Source organism: Micromonospora luteifusca, assembly GCF_016907275.1.
Taxonomy (GTDB): Bacteria; Actinomycetota; Actinomycetes; order Mycobacteriales; family Micromonosporaceae; genus Micromonospora; species Micromonospora luteifusca.
In genome coordinates, this window is record NZ_JAFBBP010000001.1 from 605,610 (window position 1) to 624,234 (window position 18,625).

The 18,625-nt window shown below is 68.8% G+C and carries 19 protein-coding genes; 12 read left to right on the forward strand and 7 right to left on the reverse strand.

The genetic code is table 11. The features are described 5' to 3' along the window. Window positions 1-95 precede the first annotated feature (95 nt). The gene (locus JOD64_RS32700) at window positions 96-479 is read left to right on the forward strand and encodes a hypothetical protein (RefSeq protein WP_239559360.1); all 384 of its coding nucleotides are present in this window, start codon (window positions 96-98) and stop codon (window positions 477-479) included. A gap of 117 nt (window positions 480-596) precedes the next feature. Here the strand turns inward: JOD64_RS32700 and JOD64_RS33690 are convergent, their stop codons facing one another. Continuing rightward, window positions 597-1,142 (reverse strand): permease-like cell division protein FtsX, encoded by a 546-nt coding sequence (locus JOD64_RS33690; RefSeq protein ID WP_204940721.1) that lies wholly within the window; start codon window positions 1,140-1,142, stop codon window positions 597-599. A 56-nt stretch (window positions 1,143-1,198) separates the two neighbouring features. After that, the gene (gene aroA / locus JOD64_RS02620; RefSeq protein WP_204945858.1) at window positions 1,199-2,482 is read right to left on the reverse strand and encodes a 3-phosphoshikimate 1-carboxyvinyltransferase; all 1,284 of its coding nucleotides are present in this window, start codon (window positions 2,480-2,482) and stop codon (window positions 1,199-1,201) included. Window positions 2,483-2,701: 219 nt separating this feature from the next. Here aroA and JOD64_RS02625 point away from each other — a divergent pair, with 219 nt between their 5' ends. Next, window positions 2,702-3,355, forward strand: coding sequence for a DNA alkylation repair protein (locus tag JOD64_RS02625; RefSeq protein ID WP_204945859.1), 654 nt, complete (start codon window positions 2,702-2,704; stop codon window positions 3,353-3,355). A 51-nt stretch (window positions 3,356-3,406) separates the two neighbouring features. Here the strand turns inward: JOD64_RS02625 and JOD64_RS02630 are convergent, their stop codons facing one another. Next, the gene (locus JOD64_RS02630) at window positions 3,407-3,841 is read right to left on the reverse strand and encodes a VOC family protein (RefSeq protein ID WP_204940722.1); all 435 of its coding nucleotides are present in this window, start codon (window positions 3,839-3,841) and stop codon (window positions 3,407-3,409) included. Window positions 3,842-4,005: 164 nt separating this feature from the next. On the opposite strand from JOD64_RS02630, the gene JOD64_RS02635 reads away from it, so the two are divergent. Genes JOD64_RS02635 through JOD64_RS02645 form a run of 3 tightly spaced genes read left to right on the forward strand, consistent with a single transcriptional unit; the run spans window position 4,006 to window position 7,020 of the window. Then, entirely contained in the window at window positions 4,006-4,536 is a 531-nt protein-coding gene (locus JOD64_RS02635; protein ID WP_307813894.1) for a PadR family transcriptional regulator, read from the forward strand. Further along, a complete protein-coding gene (locus tag JOD64_RS02640; RefSeq protein ID WP_307813183.1) occupies window positions 4,533-5,255 on the forward strand; it encodes an ABC transporter ATP-binding protein in 723 nt (240 codons plus the stop codon). The genes JOD64_RS02635 and JOD64_RS02640 overlap by 4 nt, the downstream gene beginning before the upstream one ends. 1 nt (window position 5,256) lies before the next feature. After that, the gene (locus JOD64_RS02645) at window positions 5,257-7,020 is read left to right on the forward strand and encodes an FtsX-like permease family protein (RefSeq protein ID WP_204940723.1); all 1,764 of its coding nucleotides are present in this window, start codon (window positions 5,257-5,259) and stop codon (window positions 7,018-7,020) included. Between the two features lie 102 nt (window positions 7,021-7,122). Here JOD64_RS02645 and JOD64_RS02650 read toward each other — a convergent pair whose 3' ends face one another. Beyond that, window positions 7,123-7,398 (reverse strand): hypothetical protein, encoded by a 276-nt coding sequence (locus JOD64_RS02650; protein WP_204940724.1) that lies wholly within the window; start codon window positions 7,396-7,398, stop codon window positions 7,123-7,125. A gap of 298 nt (window positions 7,399-7,696) precedes the next feature. On the opposite strand from JOD64_RS02650, the gene JOD64_RS02655 reads away from it, so the two are divergent. The 3 genes from JOD64_RS02655 (at window position 7,697) to JOD64_RS02665 (ending at window position 10,515) form a co-directional block, all read left to right on the forward strand. Beyond that, window positions 7,697-8,989: a vanadium-dependent haloperoxidase gene (locus tag JOD64_RS02655; RefSeq protein ID WP_204940725.1), complete on the forward strand. Its 1,293-nt coding sequence runs from the start codon at window positions 7,697-7,699 to the stop codon at window positions 8,987-8,989. 162 nt (window positions 8,990-9,151) lie between these two features. Next, entirely contained in the window at window positions 9,152-9,643 is a 492-nt protein-coding gene (locus JOD64_RS02660) for a sigma-70 family RNA polymerase sigma factor (protein WP_307813184.1), read from the forward strand. A 14-nt stretch (window positions 9,644-9,657) separates the two neighbouring features. Further along, window positions 9,658-10,515: a hypothetical protein gene (locus JOD64_RS02665; RefSeq protein WP_204940726.1), complete on the forward strand. Its 858-nt coding sequence runs from the start codon at window positions 9,658-9,660 to the stop codon at window positions 10,513-10,515. 11 nt (window positions 10,516-10,526) lie between these two features. On the opposite strand, the gene JOD64_RS02670 is transcribed toward JOD64_RS02665, so the two are convergent. Beyond that, window positions 10,527-11,024, reverse strand: coding sequence for a YcxB family protein (locus JOD64_RS02670; RefSeq protein WP_204940727.1), 498 nt, complete (start codon window positions 11,022-11,024; stop codon window positions 10,527-10,529). A gap of 161 nt (window positions 11,025-11,185) precedes the next feature. Between JOD64_RS02670 and JOD64_RS02675 the strand changes: the two genes are divergently transcribed. After that, window positions 11,186-11,776, forward strand: coding sequence for a DinB family protein (locus tag JOD64_RS02675; RefSeq protein WP_204940728.1), 591 nt, complete (start codon window positions 11,186-11,188; stop codon window positions 11,774-11,776). Between the two features lie 27 nt (window positions 11,777-11,803). Here JOD64_RS02675 and JOD64_RS02680 read toward each other — a convergent pair whose 3' ends face one another. Next, window positions 11,804-12,784, reverse strand: a complete 981-nt coding sequence (locus tag JOD64_RS02680) for a GlxA family transcriptional regulator (RefSeq protein ID WP_204940729.1) — start codon at window positions 12,782-12,784, stop codon at window positions 11,804-11,806. Window positions 12,785-12,973: 189 nt separating this feature from the next. Here JOD64_RS02680 and JOD64_RS02685 point away from each other — a divergent pair, with 189 nt between their 5' ends. The 3 genes from JOD64_RS02685 (at window position 12,974) to JOD64_RS02695 (ending at window position 15,904) form a co-directional block, all read left to right on the forward strand. After that, a complete protein-coding gene (locus tag JOD64_RS02685; RefSeq protein ID WP_204940730.1) occupies window positions 12,974-13,612 on the forward strand; it encodes an HD domain-containing protein in 639 nt (212 codons plus the stop codon). Window positions 13,613-13,731: 119 nt separating this feature from the next. Further along, window positions 13,732-14,589, forward strand: coding sequence for an NADP-dependent oxidoreductase (locus JOD64_RS02690; protein ID WP_239559364.1), 858 nt, complete (start codon window positions 13,732-13,734; stop codon window positions 14,587-14,589). A 10-nt stretch (window positions 14,590-14,599) separates the two neighbouring features. Further along, entirely contained in the window at window positions 14,600-15,904 is a 1,305-nt protein-coding gene (locus JOD64_RS02695) for a glycosyltransferase (RefSeq protein WP_204940732.1), read from the forward strand. Here JOD64_RS02695 and rph read toward each other — a convergent pair. Continuing rightward, complete coding sequence (rph, locus tag JOD64_RS02700; protein WP_204945863.1) at window positions 15,896-18,493, reverse strand: rifamycin-inactivating phosphotransferase; 2,598 nt, start codon at window positions 18,491-18,493, stop codon at window positions 15,896-15,898. The genes JOD64_RS02695 and rph overlap by 9 nt on opposite strands. Window positions 18,494-18,625 lie beyond the last annotated feature (132 nt).

Genomic DNA, 18,625 nt, shown 5'->3' on the forward strand with positions numbered 1-18,625 from the left:
TGCCGTACGGACAGGACGGGGACGTACGCTCGTTCGCCTTCGACGTCCGGTCGGCGCCGTACAGCCGCACCATCCTGCTTCCGGGAGGAGAGGAGGTGAGCTCGCCTGCCGACGCGACCGGCACGGTCTGGGTCGAACACCGGCTGGCCACGCAGAACATCACCGTGCGGTTCGAAGCCGCAGTCGACTGCATGATCACCAGCCCCGGCCACGCGACCCTGACCGGCATCGTCACTCGCGCCGACGAAATGGCCATAGGGCACCTCGGCAAGCGCGTCGGTTTCAGCGTCCAGGACGGCGGTCGCGGCCGCGACCGCGTCGGCTTCACCTGGTCGGCCAGCTTCGACCAGGACGAGGCAGCCAATTGGGGCCCGGCCCGAATCGGTACCTGCCTCGCGCCGGCCGCGTTCGCCACGGTGAGCCGCGGGGATTACACAGTGCGGCACGCCCAGTTGACGGCGCCGCCGAACGGCGACTGACGTGACCACGGGGTAACCGGAGCATGGCGGGGCGAGAGGGCCGCCCCGCCGTGGCGCGTCCTGCTTTCCGAACCAGCGCTTCCCATCGGCCATCGTGACGGCACGCGGGACGGCAGGTCAGCCGCAGGCAATCTCCGCACCGGCCTCGTCCTTGGTGGGCCGCTGGATCACCTGAATCTTGTCCACCACGGCCAAGTCTCGGACATCCACCAGGAGAGCACAGTCGAACACCCGGCTTTTCGTCGTGACCCGGAACGACTCGGGCATCGCTTCCAGCGTGCCTGCCGCGAGCAGATCCGGACGGTCCTTGAAGAGCTTCCGGTAGTTCTCCCACGCCTGTTCCCGGCTCTCGAACTTGCGTTCCACCGGCTCCAAGGCGTCGAGCGCAGACTCGACAGCGGCATTCTGCTCGTCGGTCGCGTCCTGCTGCAGGAAAACGCTGACGACGTACTCGTGGGGCTGGGTCCGTGTGACGGCAAGGGTTACCGCCGTCGCGACGAGTGCGCCGACGATTGCCGCCACCCCACCCACGAGCACCAGCGGAATCCACGGCCCCTTGCGGGAAGCGGGCGGTGCAGGCGCGGCGGGCGACTCGGACGCCGCGGGCGGGCCTTCCGCAGGGAGCGGCTCGGGCAGGGACGAAAAAGAGTGCGACTCCGACACGGCGCACAGTAAAGCAGCACCTGCGGTTCCGCGTGGTGCCCGCGACCGTGTGGTCCTCAGACGCGGCTTCGTCCCGAGTCGAGTGGCATTTCCCAGCCGCGGGCCAGGGCGGCGAATTCCTCATGGAACTGCGGGAAGGTCTTGTCGACGCAGGACGGTTCGTCAAACTCGATTCCCGGCGTGCGCAGGCCGGTCACGCTCATGCTCATCGCGATGCGGTGATCTGAGCGGGTCCGCACCAGCGCTCCGGTCGGGGTCCCCGGGTCGATCTCGAGCCAGTCGGGACCCGAGCGGGTGGACACGCCGCAGGCAGTGAGCGCGGTGGTGATCGCGTCGATGCGATCCGACTCCTTGACCCGACAGTTCGCCACATCGGTGATACGGGTCGGCGCATCGGCGAACGGCGCGATTGCCGCCAGGGTCATCATGGTGTCGCTGATGTCGCGCATGGCCACCGTTCCTGGTGAACGCAGCCGGGCCGGGCCGGTGACGGTGACGCTGTTGTCGTCGACGTCGACCCGGCAGCCCATGGTCGGCAGAATCTCCGTGGCGAACCGCAGATCGCCCTGGCTCGACCGCCGGCCGAGACCCGGCACCGTCACGGTGTTTCCGGTGACGGCGGCAGCGGCGAAGAAGTACGACGCCGTCGACGCATCCGGCTCGATCCGATACTCCTGAGCTTGGTAGGTGCCCGGCGGAATCGTGATCGTGGAGTCCTCCCAGCTGGACTCGACCCCGAACTGGCGCATCATCGTCAGCGTGAGATGCACGTACGGCGCGGAAACGGGATTGCGTGCCCGCACCTTGAGGCCGTCACGCATCGCCGGTGCCGACAGGCACAGCGCCGACAGGTACTGGCTGGAGAGGCTCGCATCCACCTCGATCGTGCCGCCGTCGACGCGTGCGCCGTGCACGACCCACGGCAGGCTGTCCCCCGGTGCGGCGTCGACCCGCACACCGAGGCCCCGAAGCGCCGTCAACAAAGACCCCATGGGGCGTGCACGCATCTGCGCGCTGCCATCTATCACATAGCGCCCCAGTCCCAGCGCTGCCAGAGCCGGAACGAACCTCGCCGCAGTGCCCGAGTCGTTACACCACACCCTCGCCTCCGTGGTCGGCGGACCGGCCGGATCACCGGTCACGGTCCACACCTCGGGCTCGCGGGTCACCGGAAATCCGAGGCTGTCGAGGCCCTCTGCGAAAGCCACCGTGTCGGCCGCGACCAGCGGAGCCACCAGACGGGTGGTCCCCTCGGCCAGAGCCGCGATGACCAACGCTCTGGCCATGATCGACTTTGAGCCGGGAACGCGCGCAACTACCTCGCGGGGTGCAGACCTCATGCAACGCTCTCCTAGCTCGCCGGGCATGGCACCACCAGATTAATCAGGTGTATCAGCGCCATCCGCTCAGCCGGCCCCGGTCTCAGACGGCGGGCTTGCTGTCGGTGGCGGCCTCCGAGAGGGCTCGTGCGGCAGGCGGCCCATTTCCGTCGTAAGGTGCACCTCACAACACGTGTTGGGTTGGAGGCTGCGGTGGTCGCGACGACGGTGACCGACGCGATGGTGGCCGAGGTCATGGCCGAACTCGCCGGACTTGAGGACGCGAAGATCCGCGAGGTGAACGCGAGACACGGTGACGATCACGGCGTCAACCTCGGCAAGCTTCGCGCACTCGCCAAGCGGCTGAAGACGCAGCAGGAACTCGCGTACCGGCTCTGGGAGACGGAGGAGACCGCGGCGAGACTACTGGCGCTCCTGATCTGCCGCCCGAAGGCGTTCGAGCGTGACGAACTGGACGTCATGCTGCGCGAGGCGCGTGCACCCAAGGTGCACGACTGGCTCGTGAACTACGTCGTGAAGAAGAGCCCATACGCCGAAGAACTGCGACTGGCCTGGTTCGTCGATCCGGATCCCGTGGTGGCGAGTGCGGGCTGGGCGTTGACCACCGAACGCGTGACGAAGAAACCCGAGAGCCTCGACCTCCCCAGACTGCTCGACGTCATCGAGACGGAGATGAAAGGCGCCCCGGATCGCCTGCAGTGGGCGATGAACCACTGCCTGGCTCAGATCGGGATCGCGCATGCCGAGCACCGCGCCCGGGCGATCGACATCGGCGAACGCTTGGAGGTGCTCAAGGACTACCCGACCTCCCCGGGCTGCACGTCACCGTTTGCACCCACCTGGATCAGTGAGATGGTCCGCCGAGCACGATAAGGAGTCCGTCGCGTCAGTGGTCATCGTGCAACTCGGCCAGGTCGCGGCCCCTCAGTCGAGACAGAACTCGTTGCCCTCGACGTCCTGCATTGCGAGGCACGACTCGTTGTAGTCGTCGGCGAGCAGTAGCTGCACGCGTACCGCGCCGAGCGCGGTCAGTCGCGCGCATTCGGCCTCGAGTGCGGCCACACGCTCTTCCCCCACGAGCCCGGTGCCGACCCGCACGTCGAGATGCAGCCGATTCTTGACGACCTTGCCTTCGGGGACGCGCTGGAAGTAGAGCCGCGGGCCGACACCTGAGGGATCAACGCAGGCGAACGCTGAACCTTGGCGCTCTGGCGGCAGCGTGCGATTGAAGTCGTCCCAATTCGCGAACCCGTCCGGTGGCGGCGGCACGACGTACCCCAACACCTCGCACCAGAAACGAGCGACGCGCTCAGGCTCTGCGCAGTCGAAGGTGACCTGGAACTGCTTGACCGACGCCATCGACCCACCATAGAGACGGGGTCTCATGTTGCCCCCACCACCCCGTCCAGGTCGTGGTCATCGAGGCGCGGCTCGGTCCGCTGCACCCGCCGTCGGCTTGACAACGCTATAGCTATCCGTTATCCATTGACGATCTACACAAAGGATGTGCCGGGTTGCAGGACGTGGTGCTGGCCATGCTGGCGAAGGAGCCGACGCATGGGTACGAGCTGCGCAGCCGGATGCGTGCCGCGCTCGGCCCGCTGGGCGAGGCGATGAACGCCGGGCAGATCTACGTGACGCTGACCCGCCTGAGCAAGGCCGGGCTGGTGACCTCAGAGCGGTCCGAGGGCCTGCCGGACCGGCCCGAACGCCGGGTGTACGCGTTGACCGCGGAGGGGCAGCAGCGGGTCACCGCCTGGCTGACCGAAGTGAACTGGCCGAAGCCTGACCTCGCGGAGTTTCACCTCAAGCTGGTGGCTGCCGCGTCCGCCCGGCTGGCCGATCCGCTGGCGCTGGTCGACGCGCAGCGGCGCGAGGTCCTGCGCCGGCTGCGCGACGCGCAGCGGGCCGCGTTGGGCCGGTCGGTGGATCCGGTCGCCGGGCTGCTGCTGGAGGGTGTCGTGTTGCGGCTGCGGGCCGACCTGGAGTGGTTGGAGGCGTGCGAGCGCATGTGGACCACGCGTGATCGGACTGGACGGAAGGCGGAGGCGTGACCGGATCGACGGCGTTGCAGACACGTGGGCTGACCATGCAGTACGGCGAGGACAGCGGGCTGGTGCGCGCGGTCGACGAGGTTGACCTGGACGTGCCCACCGGGCAGTCGCTGGCGATCATGGGGCCCAGCGGCTGCGGCAAGTCGACGTTGCTGCACCTGCTCGGCGGGCTGCAACGGCCGACCGGTGGGCAGGTGTGGCTCGGCGACCGGCGGATCGACGCGATGAGCGAACGGGCCCTCGCCCGGCTGCGGCGCGACAGCGTCGGGTTCGTCTTCCAGTCGTTCCACCTCATGGACGAGCTCACCGCGGTGGAGAACGTCGAGTTGGCCGGGCTGCTGGCCGGCCAGCAGCCCGCCCGGGCCCGTAAGCGGGCGCTGCACCTACTCGACCGGGTTGGGCTGGCCGACCGCGCCGCGCACCTGCCCTCGGCGTTGTCCGGTGGGCAGCGCCAACGCGTCGCCATCGCTCGCGCGTTGAGCAACGAGCCGCTGGTCGTGCTGGCCGACGAACCCACCGGCAACCTGGACAGCGCAGCCACCCTGGAGGTCCTACGGCTGTTCGAGGAACTGCGCACCGCGGGACAGACCCTCGTGGTGGTCACCCACGACCCGCGCATCGCCGCGGTCGCCGACCGGGTGATCGCCATGCGCGACGGTGCGTTCGCCGACGACAACCGACTCGCCAGCACCGGCACCGTCTACGACGAGCGGCGCTGACATGTCCGGTCGCCTCCTGTTCGTCTGCCGGCTGCTGATGCGGGACCTGCGCCGCCGCCGAACCGAAACCGCCCTGCTCCTGGCCGCCATCACCGCCGCGACCGCCACGCTGACCCTCGGCCTGGCCCTCAACGAGATCGCCGACCGGCCGTACCAGCAGACCCGGACCGCCACTGCCGGACCGGACGTGATCGCGACACCCCGGGCCACCGGCCAAGCCGCGTTGGACGAGCTCGCATCGCTTGCCACCGCGGCCGGCGTCACCGACCACAGCGGCCCCTTCCCGATCGCTTACCTGACGATGACGGCCCACGGCAAATCCGCGCACGCCGTCATCGAGGGCCGGGACACCACACCCGTATCGGTCAACCGGCCCGCCGTGACCGACGGCACCTGGGTACGCCCCGGCGGCGTGGTCGTCGAGCGCGCCTTCGCCGACGCCCTCGGCATCCGCACCGGCGACACGGTCGACATCGACGGCCACCCGCTACGGGTGATCGGGACCGCGGTCACCGCCGCGAGAGCGACGTATCCGTACGCCGGATGGCACTATCCGGGCAGCCCCTTGGTCGAGCGCGGAGGCCTCGTCTGGGTCGACCGCAGCGACACCGCCACGCTCGCGGGCAGCCAACCGCTGTCGTACACCCTCAACATCAAACTCGTCGACCCGGCGGCGAGCACCACGTACGTCGTCGGCGACCAACTCACCACCTGGCAAGAGATCGACCACCTCAACGGTCGGCTGTACGCCGACGCGCAAATCACGCTGCTCGTCGGCAGCTGGCTGCTCAACGGCCTTGCGCTGGCCGGCGTCGCCGGCATCGTCGCGGGCCGGATCATCGGCCAGCGCCGCCGGGTGGGGCTGCTCAAGGCCGTGGGCGCCGGGCCGGCCATGATCGCCGCCGTCCACCTCGCCGAGTACCTCGTGATCGGACTTGCCGCCGCCGCGACGGGCCTGGCCGTGGGCTGGTTCGCCGCACCCGTGCTGATCCGCCCCAGCGCCGGACTCATCGGCTCCGTCAACACCGAGCCACCCACGCTGCGCACGGTGATCGCCGCCACGGCCCTCGCCCTCGTGATCGCTGTGGCAGCGACCCTGGTGCCGGTGGTGCGCGCCGCTGCCACCAGCACCGCCCACGCGCTGGCCGACGCTGCAACACCACCGCGGCGTCGGCGGATGCGTATCTGGCTGTCGCGGCAGCTGCCCATCGCCCTGCTGATCGGGGTACGCATCAACGCCCGCCGGCCCCGCCGCGCCCGGCTGGTCACCGTGAACACCCTGATCACCACGACCGCGCTCGTCGCCATCCTCATGGTCAACACCCAAGTGGTGCGCTTCGACCTCGGCTACACGGAACTCGCTAACCCCCGGGTGGAACGAAGCGAGCAGGCCACGCTCGTGCTCATCGTCGTGTTGTGCATCCTTGCGCTCATCAACGCCGTCGTAAGCACCTGGACCGTAGTCCTCGACGCCCGACAACCGCTGGCCGTCGCGCGGACGCTCGGCGCCACGCCCGCGCAAGCCGGCATGGGCCTGGCGCTAGCGCAACTGCTTCCCGCCATACCCGGCGTCGCCGCGGGGATCCCGGCCGGCATCGGGCTTGTTGCGTTCGTCAGCAGCGGCCAGGTCCAGTACCCGCCCGAGTCCCGGCTGCTCGCCATCGCACTCGGAGTCCTGCTCGCCATCGCCGCACTCACCGCCATCCCCGCGATGGTTGCCACACGGCGCCCGGTCGCGGACACACTCCGGTCCGCACCTGCCTGACAGCCCCCAACGGCCTGAATCCGCCCGGTCACGCTGGGGCACCTCGATATCCACTGCGGGAACCGAAACTATATCCGCGACGGATATACGTCAAAGGGCGAGTCAGGCTTCGTCCCAGCGCTCGGCGTCGGCTTCCCACCCGGACGGCGCTGCCCGACGTACGTCGTCTGTGCCGACCACCTGCAGGTCGGGCGCTCGGACCTTCACAACGGGGACATCGAATGCGAACTCCACGTTCCGCCCGTCTGCCAACGAGACCGTCACGTGCGTGTCGGGACCTGCCGGGTGGTTGTCCATCCATTGCACGTGGACGACCTCAGCCGTCAGGGACCCGTCCGGATGCATCCTCCAACAGGCCGCCGACATGATCGACTCCATGTCGCCGATGTGGCGGTATCTCGCCCGGCGGATACCGCCACATCGGCGAAGCGGAGTGGATCTGATAGGGGCACCCCATGCCGATCGACAGCGGCTGGCGCGAGATCGCCGGCGCCACACTGGTCTGGATGCAACAGCACCTCCGGTAACCGCCATCTCCGACATGGGGCCACTGTCAGGTGTCGGCGACAGCCGGCGTCGTTGAGGCTCGGCGATGTTACGATCGAGCGTCGTCGATTCCGCTTCGCGCGCCGTATGCATTCGCAGAACGCATCGACAATCTACCGACGGGGAGATCATGACGAGCCGCAACCAGACACCCCGTGCGATCTGGTCACGCATCATTCCCGCGACCATCGCCCTCGGCTCGCTGGTCGCCACCACGATGACCGGGCCGGCGCCCGCCGCCGCCGCGATCACCGGTCCCGCCAATCCGGTGGTCACCTGGGACCTCAATGCCCAGACGGCGATCTGGGACATCGCGGCGCAGCAACCGAACGAGCAGGTGCGCAGCTTCGCAATGGTGAGCGGAGCCGTCTACGACGCGCTGAACGCGATCGCCGGCACCCCGTACCAGCCGTACCTCGTCGCACCGCCGTCCCGCGGGACCGAGTCGGCGGACGCTGCCGTCGCCGCCGCCGCCCACGACGTGCTCGCCGCCCTCTTCCCCGCTCAGCAGGAGCGGCTCCGCACACAGTACGACGCGGCTCTCGCCGCGATCCCCGACGGGCGCTCGAAGCAGGACGGCGTTCAGGTCGGGGCACGAGCCGCGGCCGCAATGGTCACCGCCCGGCAGGACGACGGCGCGTTCGGCGACCAGCAGTGGCGGAATGGCACAGCGCCCGGCCAGTGGCGACCCACGCCCCCGCTGTTCCTGTCCCAGGGAGCATGGACCGGGCACATGCGGCCGTTCCTCATGCCCCGGGCGTCGATGATCCGCACCCCTGAGCCGCCACGGCTGACCAGCAAGGCGTACACCCGCGACCTCAACGAGGTGAAGGAACTCGGCTCGGCGACGAGCACGGTACGCACCCAGGACCAGACCGAGGCCGCGAAGTGGTGGCACGACCGGCGATCCGCCTCCTGGGAGATCAAGCGACAGCTCGCCACCACCCAACGGCTGGACGCCCTGCAGACCGCGCGCTTCTTCGCGATGACCGACCTCATCGTGGCCGACTCGGGAGTGGCGTGCTTCAGCCAGAAGGACTTCTGGAGCTACTGGCGTCCGGTCACGGCGATCCAACTGGCCGACACGGACGGTAACCCGAGGACGGCCGCCGACCCAGGTTGGCAGTCGTTGCTCGTCACGCCACCCTTCCCCGAGTACCCCTCCGGCCACGCCTGCGGCACCGGTGCGCGGATGTCGCTGTACCGATACTTCTTCGGCCGAGACGACATCGCATTCAGTGGGTCCAGCGCCGACTCCGGCACCACCCGCCAATTCAGCAGCTTTTCGCAAGCGCTCGACGAGCTCATCGGCGCGCGCGTCTGGGGCGGCGTCCACTTCCGCACGGCCGACGTCGAGGGGGCGAAGCTTGGTGAGGAGGTCTACCGCTACGCGGTCCGGCACTACTTCCGCCCCCTGCGGTAGCCCGCCGGCCTGACCTGCCCGGCTGAGATTTTCGGAAGGCAGGGACGAAAACCTGACCGGGCGGTGCAACCCCGGGGCGCGACCCCCGCGTCGTACGGCCGTGACAGTCAGTGCAGAGATCGAGAACACATCCATCCTGGTCGGTGGAGAGGAAAAACCCGGGTGAGGCGGGCCGACGAGGACGACTTCCACGACTTCGTCGCGTGCCGGATGGATCGCTGGCGACGCAGCGCCTTCCTGCTCTGCCAGGACTGGCACACCGCCGACGACGTCGTGTCGGCCACGGTCGCGAAGCTCTACCGGAACTGGCGCAGAGCGGGTCAGGCGGACAACCGTGACGCGTACGCCCAGCGGGTCCTGACCCGCGCCTGGCTCGACGAGCGACGCCGGCCCTGGAAGCGACGGGAACAGACGAGCGCGACGCTGCCGGACGTGGCCGCGGTGGTCCCGGAAACGGTCACCGACCGTGAAGGACTCGCCGCATTGCTGCGGTCCCTCGCCCCGAAGCAGCGGGCGGTGCTCGTGCTCCGCTACTACCTGGACTATTCGGTCGAGGAGACCGCGCGAACCCTCGGCATATCCACCGGCACCGTCAAGAGTCAGTCGGCACGCGGGCTGGCGAACCTGCGCACCGTCGTCACCGGCCAGTCTTGAGGAAGAGGCAGCAGATGGGTCACCAGTTGTTCGACGAGTTGATCGGCACACCACCGGCACCCCGGGTCGATGTGGAGCGCATCGTCCGACGCGAACGGCGCGCTGGCAGTGTCCGACTGATCGGGGGCCCGCTGGCCGCCCTCCTGGCGCTGGTGGTCGGCGTCGGTGTCGCCGTACGCGATCAGGATCCCGGCCCGGCTCCGGGCCCGCCACTGGCCGCGCCCACCCCCACGGCCACGGACACCGGGTTCCGCCTGGTCTTCGATACCGACGAGAGCGCCGAGGCCAGCGCGAACCGCCTCAGCACGGAGTTCGAAGCCGCGCTGCGTGAGGTCGCGCCCGGGTCGACGTGGTTCTGGATCCCCGACCACGTCGACGAGGCCCGCAAGCCGGACGGACGGCCGCCGGTGTTCACCCACCACGGCCGGGACGACATGGTCAGCGGCGGATCCGGCGTGTCGTACCAGGGACGGAAGGGCCCGCTGGGCGTGTCGATCTCCCCGGACGTCTTCGAGTCGGAACCCGCCGGCCGACCCGGTGACTCCGTCGAGCCCGCCGGGCCCGCCGGGTACCACTGGCCGTGCGAGCTGCCGGCCGGCCACCTCGGTGACCAGCGGTACCACCGTGTCTGTGCGGAGGGGACCACCCCCGGTGGCCTGCGGATGAAGGCCGAGACGCTGACCGGGAAGCGGGACGGGAGCGTGCAGCACATCGTCACGATCAAACTGCCCGGCAATCGAGCGTTCAGCGCGAGCGTCAGCAACATGTTGGGGGTCGACGAGCAGGCTGTCGCCGCGCAGCCAGAGCCCCCGCTCTCCGCAGAGCAAGTCAGGGCCGTCGCCGTACGGGTCGCCGAGCGGATCAGGGCTTGACCGCCACGAAGTCAGCGCTGTCGGAGCAGCCCGCGTCCAGCCATGAAGGCTCGCAACGTCTCGGCGTCCGCGGCGGTCATCAACCAACGCGGGATCACGGTCGCCGGCATCCGATCGACGTACACGATCCAGAACTCAGGGGTGTCCCGTACCTGGGCGACTCCGTCCCAGGCGATGCCGCCGGACTCCGAGCCGCTGCGCATCATGATGTTGTCGTCGGTGATGTCGTAGGCACCCTCGACGGCGTAGCGACTGGAGCGACGCCTGGCCCGCAACCGCACCCACGGGAGGTACAGCATCGACAGCAACCCACCCACGACCATCGCCATCCACAGCGTCGACGTCCGATTGCCCCACGCGAACCCCCGCGAGACGACGTAACCGATCGCCCCGACCGCCGCCAGCGCCGCGCCGATGTAGCCGTACCTACGCAACCGAACGCTGCCGAGCGCAGCGGCCACGCGGCCTGGGTAGGCGGGATCGGCGGGGACGTCAAAACGGATGTGCACGCCAGAACGATAGTGCCCCCGCCCGCCCCTGGCAGCGCCTGACTCCCGCCCCTGGCCGAATCGTCAAGTGCCGTCCGCTGTCGGCGGCAGGCGCAGCGCCGGCTGATCTTGCGGACGACAGCCCACCCGGCGGCTCGGCGCGCATAGGGAAGACTGGCGGCATGGCTGACTTGAGCGATGCGAAGGCTGCGCTACACCACTACCTCAAGGCGGCTCGCGAGGACCTGATCTGGAAGCTCGACGGACTGAGCGAACGCGAAGCCAGACTGCCCCGCACCGCGACCGGCAACAACCTGCTGGGAGTCCTCAAGCATTGCCTCAACGTCGAAGCCGGTTACTTCGGGCCCACCTTCGGACGCGAATTCCCGGCACCCGAGGCACTGGTCCCCCTGCAGGCGTTCGACGAGGACCCGCAGGCGGACTGGTACGCACGCGAGGACGAGACGAAAGATGGGCTGATCGACCTGTACCGCCGTGTCGGGATGTTCGCGGATCAGACGATCGACCAGCTACCGCTCGACGCGCCGGGGCGGGTGCCGTGGTGGCGGCCAGGTGGGCAGGACGTGACGCTGCAGAGGATCATCATCCACGTGACCAGCGACCTCGCCCGTCACGCAGGTCACGCCGACATCATGCGGGAGCAGCACGACACGGCGATCGGCCTGCGGCGGGAGAACACGAACATCCCCGACGACTACGACTGGCCGGCGTACGTCACCAAGCTGACGAAGCTGGCTGACCGCTTCGGATGAGGGGGCGAACCGCAGGCGAATCAGGCACTAGCCCGCGTGCGTGCGACGGGTCGTACTGAACCGGCGTTGGTAGGCGGCGGGGCTGATCGACAGCTTCCTGGCGAAGACCCGTCGCATGCTTTCGTAGCTGGGGAACCCGGCGAGGCTCGCGGCCTGCGTCGCGGTGTGGCCCTGGTCGAGCAGTGCCCTGGCCATGTCGAAGCGGATGCTCTCCACGTAGCGGGCCGGTGTGGTGGACAGCTCGTCGTGGAAGAGCCGGGTGAGATGGCGGGTGCTCACGTTGAGGTGCTGTGCGAGACCGCCGAGCGAGTGGTCTCCGCGGGGGTCCGCCGTCACGGCGTCGGTGATTCTCCGCAGAGCCGGCGAGCGCGGCGGCGGTCCCTGCAGCGGTGCGGAGAACTGTGACTGGCCGCCCGCACGCTGCATGTACACCACCAGGGCACGTGCGACGTCGCGCGTCAGGTCGGGCCCGTGGTCCTCTTCGACGAGAGCGAGCGCCAGGTCGATACCGGCCGTCACCCCTGCCGAGGTGTACGTGGTGCCGTCGCGAACGTAGATCGCGTCGGCCTCGACACGACACGTCGGGTACCTGGCGGCCAGCTCGTGCGCGACCCGCCAGTGCGTGGTCGCGCGCTTGCCGTCGAGAATGCCGGCGGCGGCGAGGACGAACGCTCCGGTGCAGATCGACGCGACCCTGCCGGCCACAGCCGCCGGTATCCGTGCGGCGTCCGCCAGGTCGGCGGGGACCTGGGTGCGCGGATAGTGGTCGGACCCGGCAACCAGCAGCGTGTCGAAGGCCGCCTCCGCGGAGACCGCGCCGTCGACCGCCATCCGAACCCCGAGATTCGACGTGACGTCCGCACCAGTCGGCGACAGCAGCACGATCTGGTAGTCGGCGCCGAACCGGTTGGCTTCCTTGAACACCTCGGCCGGACCGGCGATGTCCAGCAGCGTCACTCCGTCGTAGACGAGGATCGCGACGAGATGGCTGCCAGCGTTCACCACCATTTATTGGTAGCACGCGATTACTGGAGATGGCGGGGAACCTCGCGGGCGGTTGCTCACATCACGACTGCCGTTTCACCCTGTCTGGATATGAGTGATTCCTGGCCGGACGAAGGCGGCGGCAGGCGACGATCGGTGGGCAGCATGGAGGTCGCCAACACGGGTCGCACATTTCGCGGAAGGTCAGAGAAGATGCCAGAGGTCATCGCGGGGTTGGAGATTCCTGAGACAGCGGCGGTCGCCGAAGCGACCAGCCACATCCGGGAGACGACCCCACCTCTCATCTACCACCACTCCCGAAGGGTCTTTTTCTTCGGCATGATCAACGCGCGCAAGCTTGGCGTGAATCCGGACCCGGAATTGCTCTACCTGGCGGCCATGTTCCACGACAGCGGCCTTCTGACTCCCTTTTCGGACGTCGAGCAGCGCTTCGAGATTGATGGCGCCGACCACGCGCGCAAGTTCCTCCTCGACCGGGGTTTCTCGACGGCGTCCGTCGAGACCGTGTGGACGGCGATCGCACTGCACACCACGCCCGGCGTCCCCGACCGGATGGGCCCTGAGATCGCGACCACGTACCTCGGTGTCCTGACCGACGTGCTCGGCCTCGGCCTGGACGAACTCGATCAAGATCAGCTCGCCGAGATTCTCGCCAGCCATCCACGAGGCGACTTCAAGAACGAGTTTCTGCGAGCCCACGTCGCCGGGCTGAAGGACCGCCCGGAAACCACGAACGGCACCGTGAACTCCGACATACTCGAACACTTCCTCCCCGGCTTCCAGCGCGTGACGACGGTCGAGCGCATCCTCGGATCGCCCTGGTCGAGCTGATCGGAGACCGGCCGCCACAACCACGGCCGGCCGACGAACTTTCCTGAGAGGCTTCGAGTATGCAAGCGATTACCGTAAGCGACCGTAACGCGGGTGTCGGCGGGCTCACCCTGACCGACATGCCATACCCTCACGCCGCGGAGAACGACGTCATCGTGCGCGTCCATGCCGCGGGCTTCACTCCCGGAGAGCTCGACTGGCCGGCAACGTGGTCCGATCGCGGCGGCCACGACCGGACACCCAGCATTCCCGGGCACGAACTGTCCGGAGTTGTGGCGGAACTCGGCTACGGAACCACCGGCCTCAGCGTGGGTCAGCGGGTGTTCGGGCTGACCGATTGGGCACGCAACGGGTCCCTGGCCGAGTACACCGCGGTGGAGGCTCGCAACCTCGCCCCCCTCGCGGCCGACATCGATCACACCGTGGCAGCCGCGTTGCCCATTTCCGGACTGACCGCATGGCAGGGGCTGTTCGACCACGCCCACCTCACGACCGGACAGACCGTCCTCATTCACGGCGCGGCGGGCGGTGTGGGCTCGATCGCCGTCCAACTCGCCCGGGAAGTGGGCGCCCACGTGATCGGCACCGGCCGGGCCGACGACCGCGAGGTCGCGCTCACCCTCGGCGCACAGACCTTCGTCGACCTCGACGCCGAGGATGTGCGGCACGTCGGACAGGTGGACGTGGTGTTCGACGTCATCGGCGGCGACATCCTCGACCTGTCGACCGCACTGGTACGCCCGGGCGGCACCCTCGTCAGCGTCGCCGTGCCGCCTACCGCACAACCGAAGGACGGGCGGGCCATCTTCTTCGTCGTCGAACCTGATCGTGCCCGGCTGAGCGACCTTGCCCAGCGCCTTCGGACCGGACGGCTCAACCCCATCGTCGGCGCCGTGCGACCGCTCTCCGAAACGCCCTCCGCGTTCGCCCGCCGCCGCCGCACACCCGGCAAGACGATCATTCAGGTTCAACAATGAGGAGACGTGCATGGCCAAGGTGGTAGTGGGAGCGACTCCCTTTCAGGGGCACGTGAGCCCGGTCCTCACGGTCGCGGCGGACCTGGTCAGGCGTGGTCATGAGGTGGTCGTGTACACCGGATCCCGGTTCGAGAAGCGGGCTCTGGCGATCGGAGCGCGATTCCAGGCGCTGCCGCCGGAAGCCGACCTCGACGACCGGAGCCTGGACACCCTCTTCCCGGCGCGGGCCACTCTGCCGCCAGGGCCGGCCCAGTTGTCGTTCGACTTCGAGACTTTCTTCCTCGGCCAACTGCCCGCGCAGGTGCGCGGTCTCCGCGCGCTGCTGGCGACGTTCCCCGCGGACGTGGTGCTCGGTGAGCTCGGGTTCTGGTCGATACCGGTGCTCCACCTCTCCACGGCGCGGGAGGAACGCCCGACGCTGGTGACGCTGGGCACCGTCCCGCTGTTGATCCAGAGCGAGGACGTTCCCGCGTTCGGTGCCGGCATGCTGCCGACGCCCGGCGAGGAGGCACGCGCCCGCAACCGAGCGATGAACGCCGAGGTACGCCAGGTCTTTGCCGACCTGCAGAGGTTCGGCGAGGCGACGCTGACGTCGTTGGGCGTGACATTGCCCGACTACCTCTTCGACGCGCCTTTTCGCCGTACGGACCATTACCTGCAACTGACCGTGCCCAGCTTCGAGTACCCCCGCAACGATCTTCCCGAGCACCTGCGGTTCGTCGGCACGCTTCCTCCGACGTCCAGCAGCGGTTTCACCGAGCCGGCATGGTGGTCTGAGCTGTCGGGCGGTCGGCCGGTGGTGGTCGTGACCCAGGGAACCGTCGCCAACACCGATCTGAACGAACTGGTCATCCCCACGGTGCGCGCCCTCGCCGACCTCGACGTCCTCGTGGTGGCCGCCACCGTCCGCGAGGACGGCCCCGACCTGGTACGTCAGGCCCTGACCGAGGTGCCGGACAACGTGCGGCTGGCCAGCTTCGTACCGTTCGACCGGCTACTCCCGCACGCCGACGCGCTGGTCACCAACGGCGGTTACGGCGGGGTGCAGACCGCCCTGCACTTCGGAGTGCCACTCGTGGTCGCCGGTGCCAGCGAGGACAAGCCGGAGGTCGCGGCCCGCGTCGAGTGGAGCGGCACCGGCGTCAACCTGCGCACCAGCACACCGGGGACGAGCGAGTTGCGCGCCGCGGTGCGGGCGGTGCTGCACGACCCCGGCTACCGTTCACAGGCAGGGATCATGGCCAAGGAGATCGGCCAGCACGACCCGTTCGACGCGATCGCCGACATCGTCGACGGGAGTGGTAAGTCACGGTAGAAGTTCGACGTAACCGTCGCTCCCGTGCACCCGGATGCGCTGTCCATCGGTGATCAGCCGGGTGGCGTCCAGGACACTGACGACAGCCGGCAGGCCGTACTCCCGTGCGATCACCGCGCCGTGTGTCATCAGTCCCCCAACTTCCGTCACCAGGCCTGCGATGGCGACGAAGAGGGGCGTCCAACTCGGGTCCGTGTGGGCCGTGACGAGGATGTCGCCCGGTTCGAGATCGGCCTGGGCCATGTCCAGGATGACGCGGGCGCGCCCTTCGACGGTGCCGGCGGAGACCGGTAGGCCGACCAGGGCACCTGTCGGCACGCCATCGCGTCGGTACGCCCCGGTGATGGCCTCGCCCTCGGAGGTCAGCAACCGGGGCGGGGTGAGCGCGTGGTACGACCGGAACGCGTCCTTGCGCTGCTGGATGAGGGTGGCATCCACCTGCTTCGAGCGCACGACCTCGTGGAACTCCTGGAACGTGAGGTAGAAGACGTCCTCCGTCGCGGGGAGCACCTTGGCCTGCACGAGGCGCTCGGCCTCCGCGAGCAGGGCCAGCTTGTAGATGAAGTAGCGGCTGACGATGCCGTACTTCGGGTACTCCCGGTAGCCGATGAAGGTCCGGACGCGGTCGATCATCCGCTTGGTCTCGTCGGCCTTCTGCTCGCCGTCCGGCAGTGCCCGCAGGCGTTCGAGCACCTCCTGCGTCTTCCTCTGCGCCTCCTGCCGTCCTTGCTCGAAGCGCCGTCGGGCGGCGCCCGGCTCGAAGGTCCTGACGTTGTCGAGGATCGCGGGCACGAGCGTGGCTGGGCGTTCGCGCCACCGCGGCCTCGTGATGTCGATCTCGCCGACGCAGCGCATGCCGTACCGGTCGAGGTAGGCCTCGATGGCGTCGCGCGCTTCGGTCCCGCCCACGAACTTCGGCAACTCGTCCAGGAAGCCGTCGTCCTCGACGCCCTCCAGGAACCGCACTACCTCCGGATGCGGGCGGATCACGTCCGCGACGTCGAGCAGCGCCAGTCCCATCTCGGACGTGACGTTGCCGGGGGCGGAGAGCGTGAGGGTGTCGGCCGCGTTCTTCTCGCCCAGCCACTCCCCCAGCCGGTCGTTGAGCCACGAGGTGGCGTCCATCCCCGCCATGATCGCCTGCATGTTCAAGGGCTCACCGAGGACCCGCTTGTGTTCCTGGAAGGCTCCCAGCAGGAAGTCGAACAGCGCCGGGCCGGTCTTCGTCTGGATGTCGCGCCGCAGGGCGGCGATGGACGCCTGACTGCGCTCGATCAACGCGGTGACGATGGCCGGATCGGTCTCGATCGGGGTGGGCGCACCGCCGACCGGCGGCTTACCGGGACCGCTGTCCGGGAGTGTCGGGACGAAGTCGTGGCGGTCGAGGATGGTCTCCAGCGCGTCCTTGGTCAGCGGATCGGACTTCTCCGCCATCTTCAGGAAACCGGCGCGGCTCGTGGGCGAGGCCAGGAGCCGGGTGGCGTCGACGAACAGCCTTCCGCCGGCTTCGTGCATCGGCGCCATGGCCGTCAGCCGCCACATGGAGAGCCCGAGTGGCTTCATCGGGTCGGTCATCATCTGCTGGTGACCAACGGAGAGGTAGACGTGGTTCTCCTGGTCGCTGGCAGCGGGGATGGGGAACAGCGTGGTGATCGGCCGACTCTGCACGATCTGGAAGTCGTCGTCGACCAGGCACCATTCGATGTCCTGTGGGTTGCCGAAGTGCGCTTCGATCCGCCGCCCGAGCTGCACGAGCCGCACGACCTGCGCATCCGTCAGCGTCGGCTGCTCCTGCCGCCGCGGGTCGATCGTCACCTCCTGCGTCCCGCCGGCCGGCAGGGCGTGAACGGCACGCTGTTTGACGGCGAGCGTCCTGGCGACGATCTCGCCGTCACGCACCTTGAAGACGTCCGGGTTCACCCGTCCGGAGACGAGGGCCTCGCCGAGGCCGAAGCTGGCGTCCACGGTGGCGACCCTCCGGTTGCCGGTGACGGGGTCGGCCGTGAACAGGATGCCGGCCGCCTCCGAAAGGACCATCTGCTGCACGACCACGGCCATGTGGGTCTTCCGGTGGTCGACGCCGTTGCGCAGGCGGTAGGTCACGGCGCGCTCGGTGAACAGCGACGCCCAGCACCGGCCGACGTGCTGGAGGATCGCCGCCGGGCCCACGATGTTCAGGTACGTGTCCTGCTGGCCCGCGAAGGAGGCCGTCGGCGTGTCCTCTGCGGTCGCGCTGGAACGCACGGCGTAGGCGGCCTGCTCGCCGAGCTGGGCGAGCGCACTGGTGATCGCCGCAGCGAGATCGTCAGGGATGGCGATCGCCTCGATGCTCCGGCGGATCTCCGCGCTGAGCGTACGGATCGTCTCGCGGTCATCCGGGTCCAGCCGCGACAACTGATCGAGCCGCTCGTCGATCGAGGGCGCTTCCGCCATGATCCGCCGGAAGGCGGCCGTCGTGACGCAGAAGCCAGCCGGGACGCGAATGTCGTCGATCCGCGACAGCCCGCCCAGGTTGGCGGCCTTGCCGCCGACGACCGCCACCTGCGTCTCGTCAACCTCTCGAAGAGCCAACACATACTGCTCGGTCATCGGGACACCTCCGCGGCAGCCATGCTCCGTTGCGCCGCACTGGCCGAAAACCCACCCACGTCGTACCCCCGTTTTGTGGTCGGTGCCGTATCCGGCCGCCGATTCTGCGGCAAGACCCGGGTCTTGCCGCAA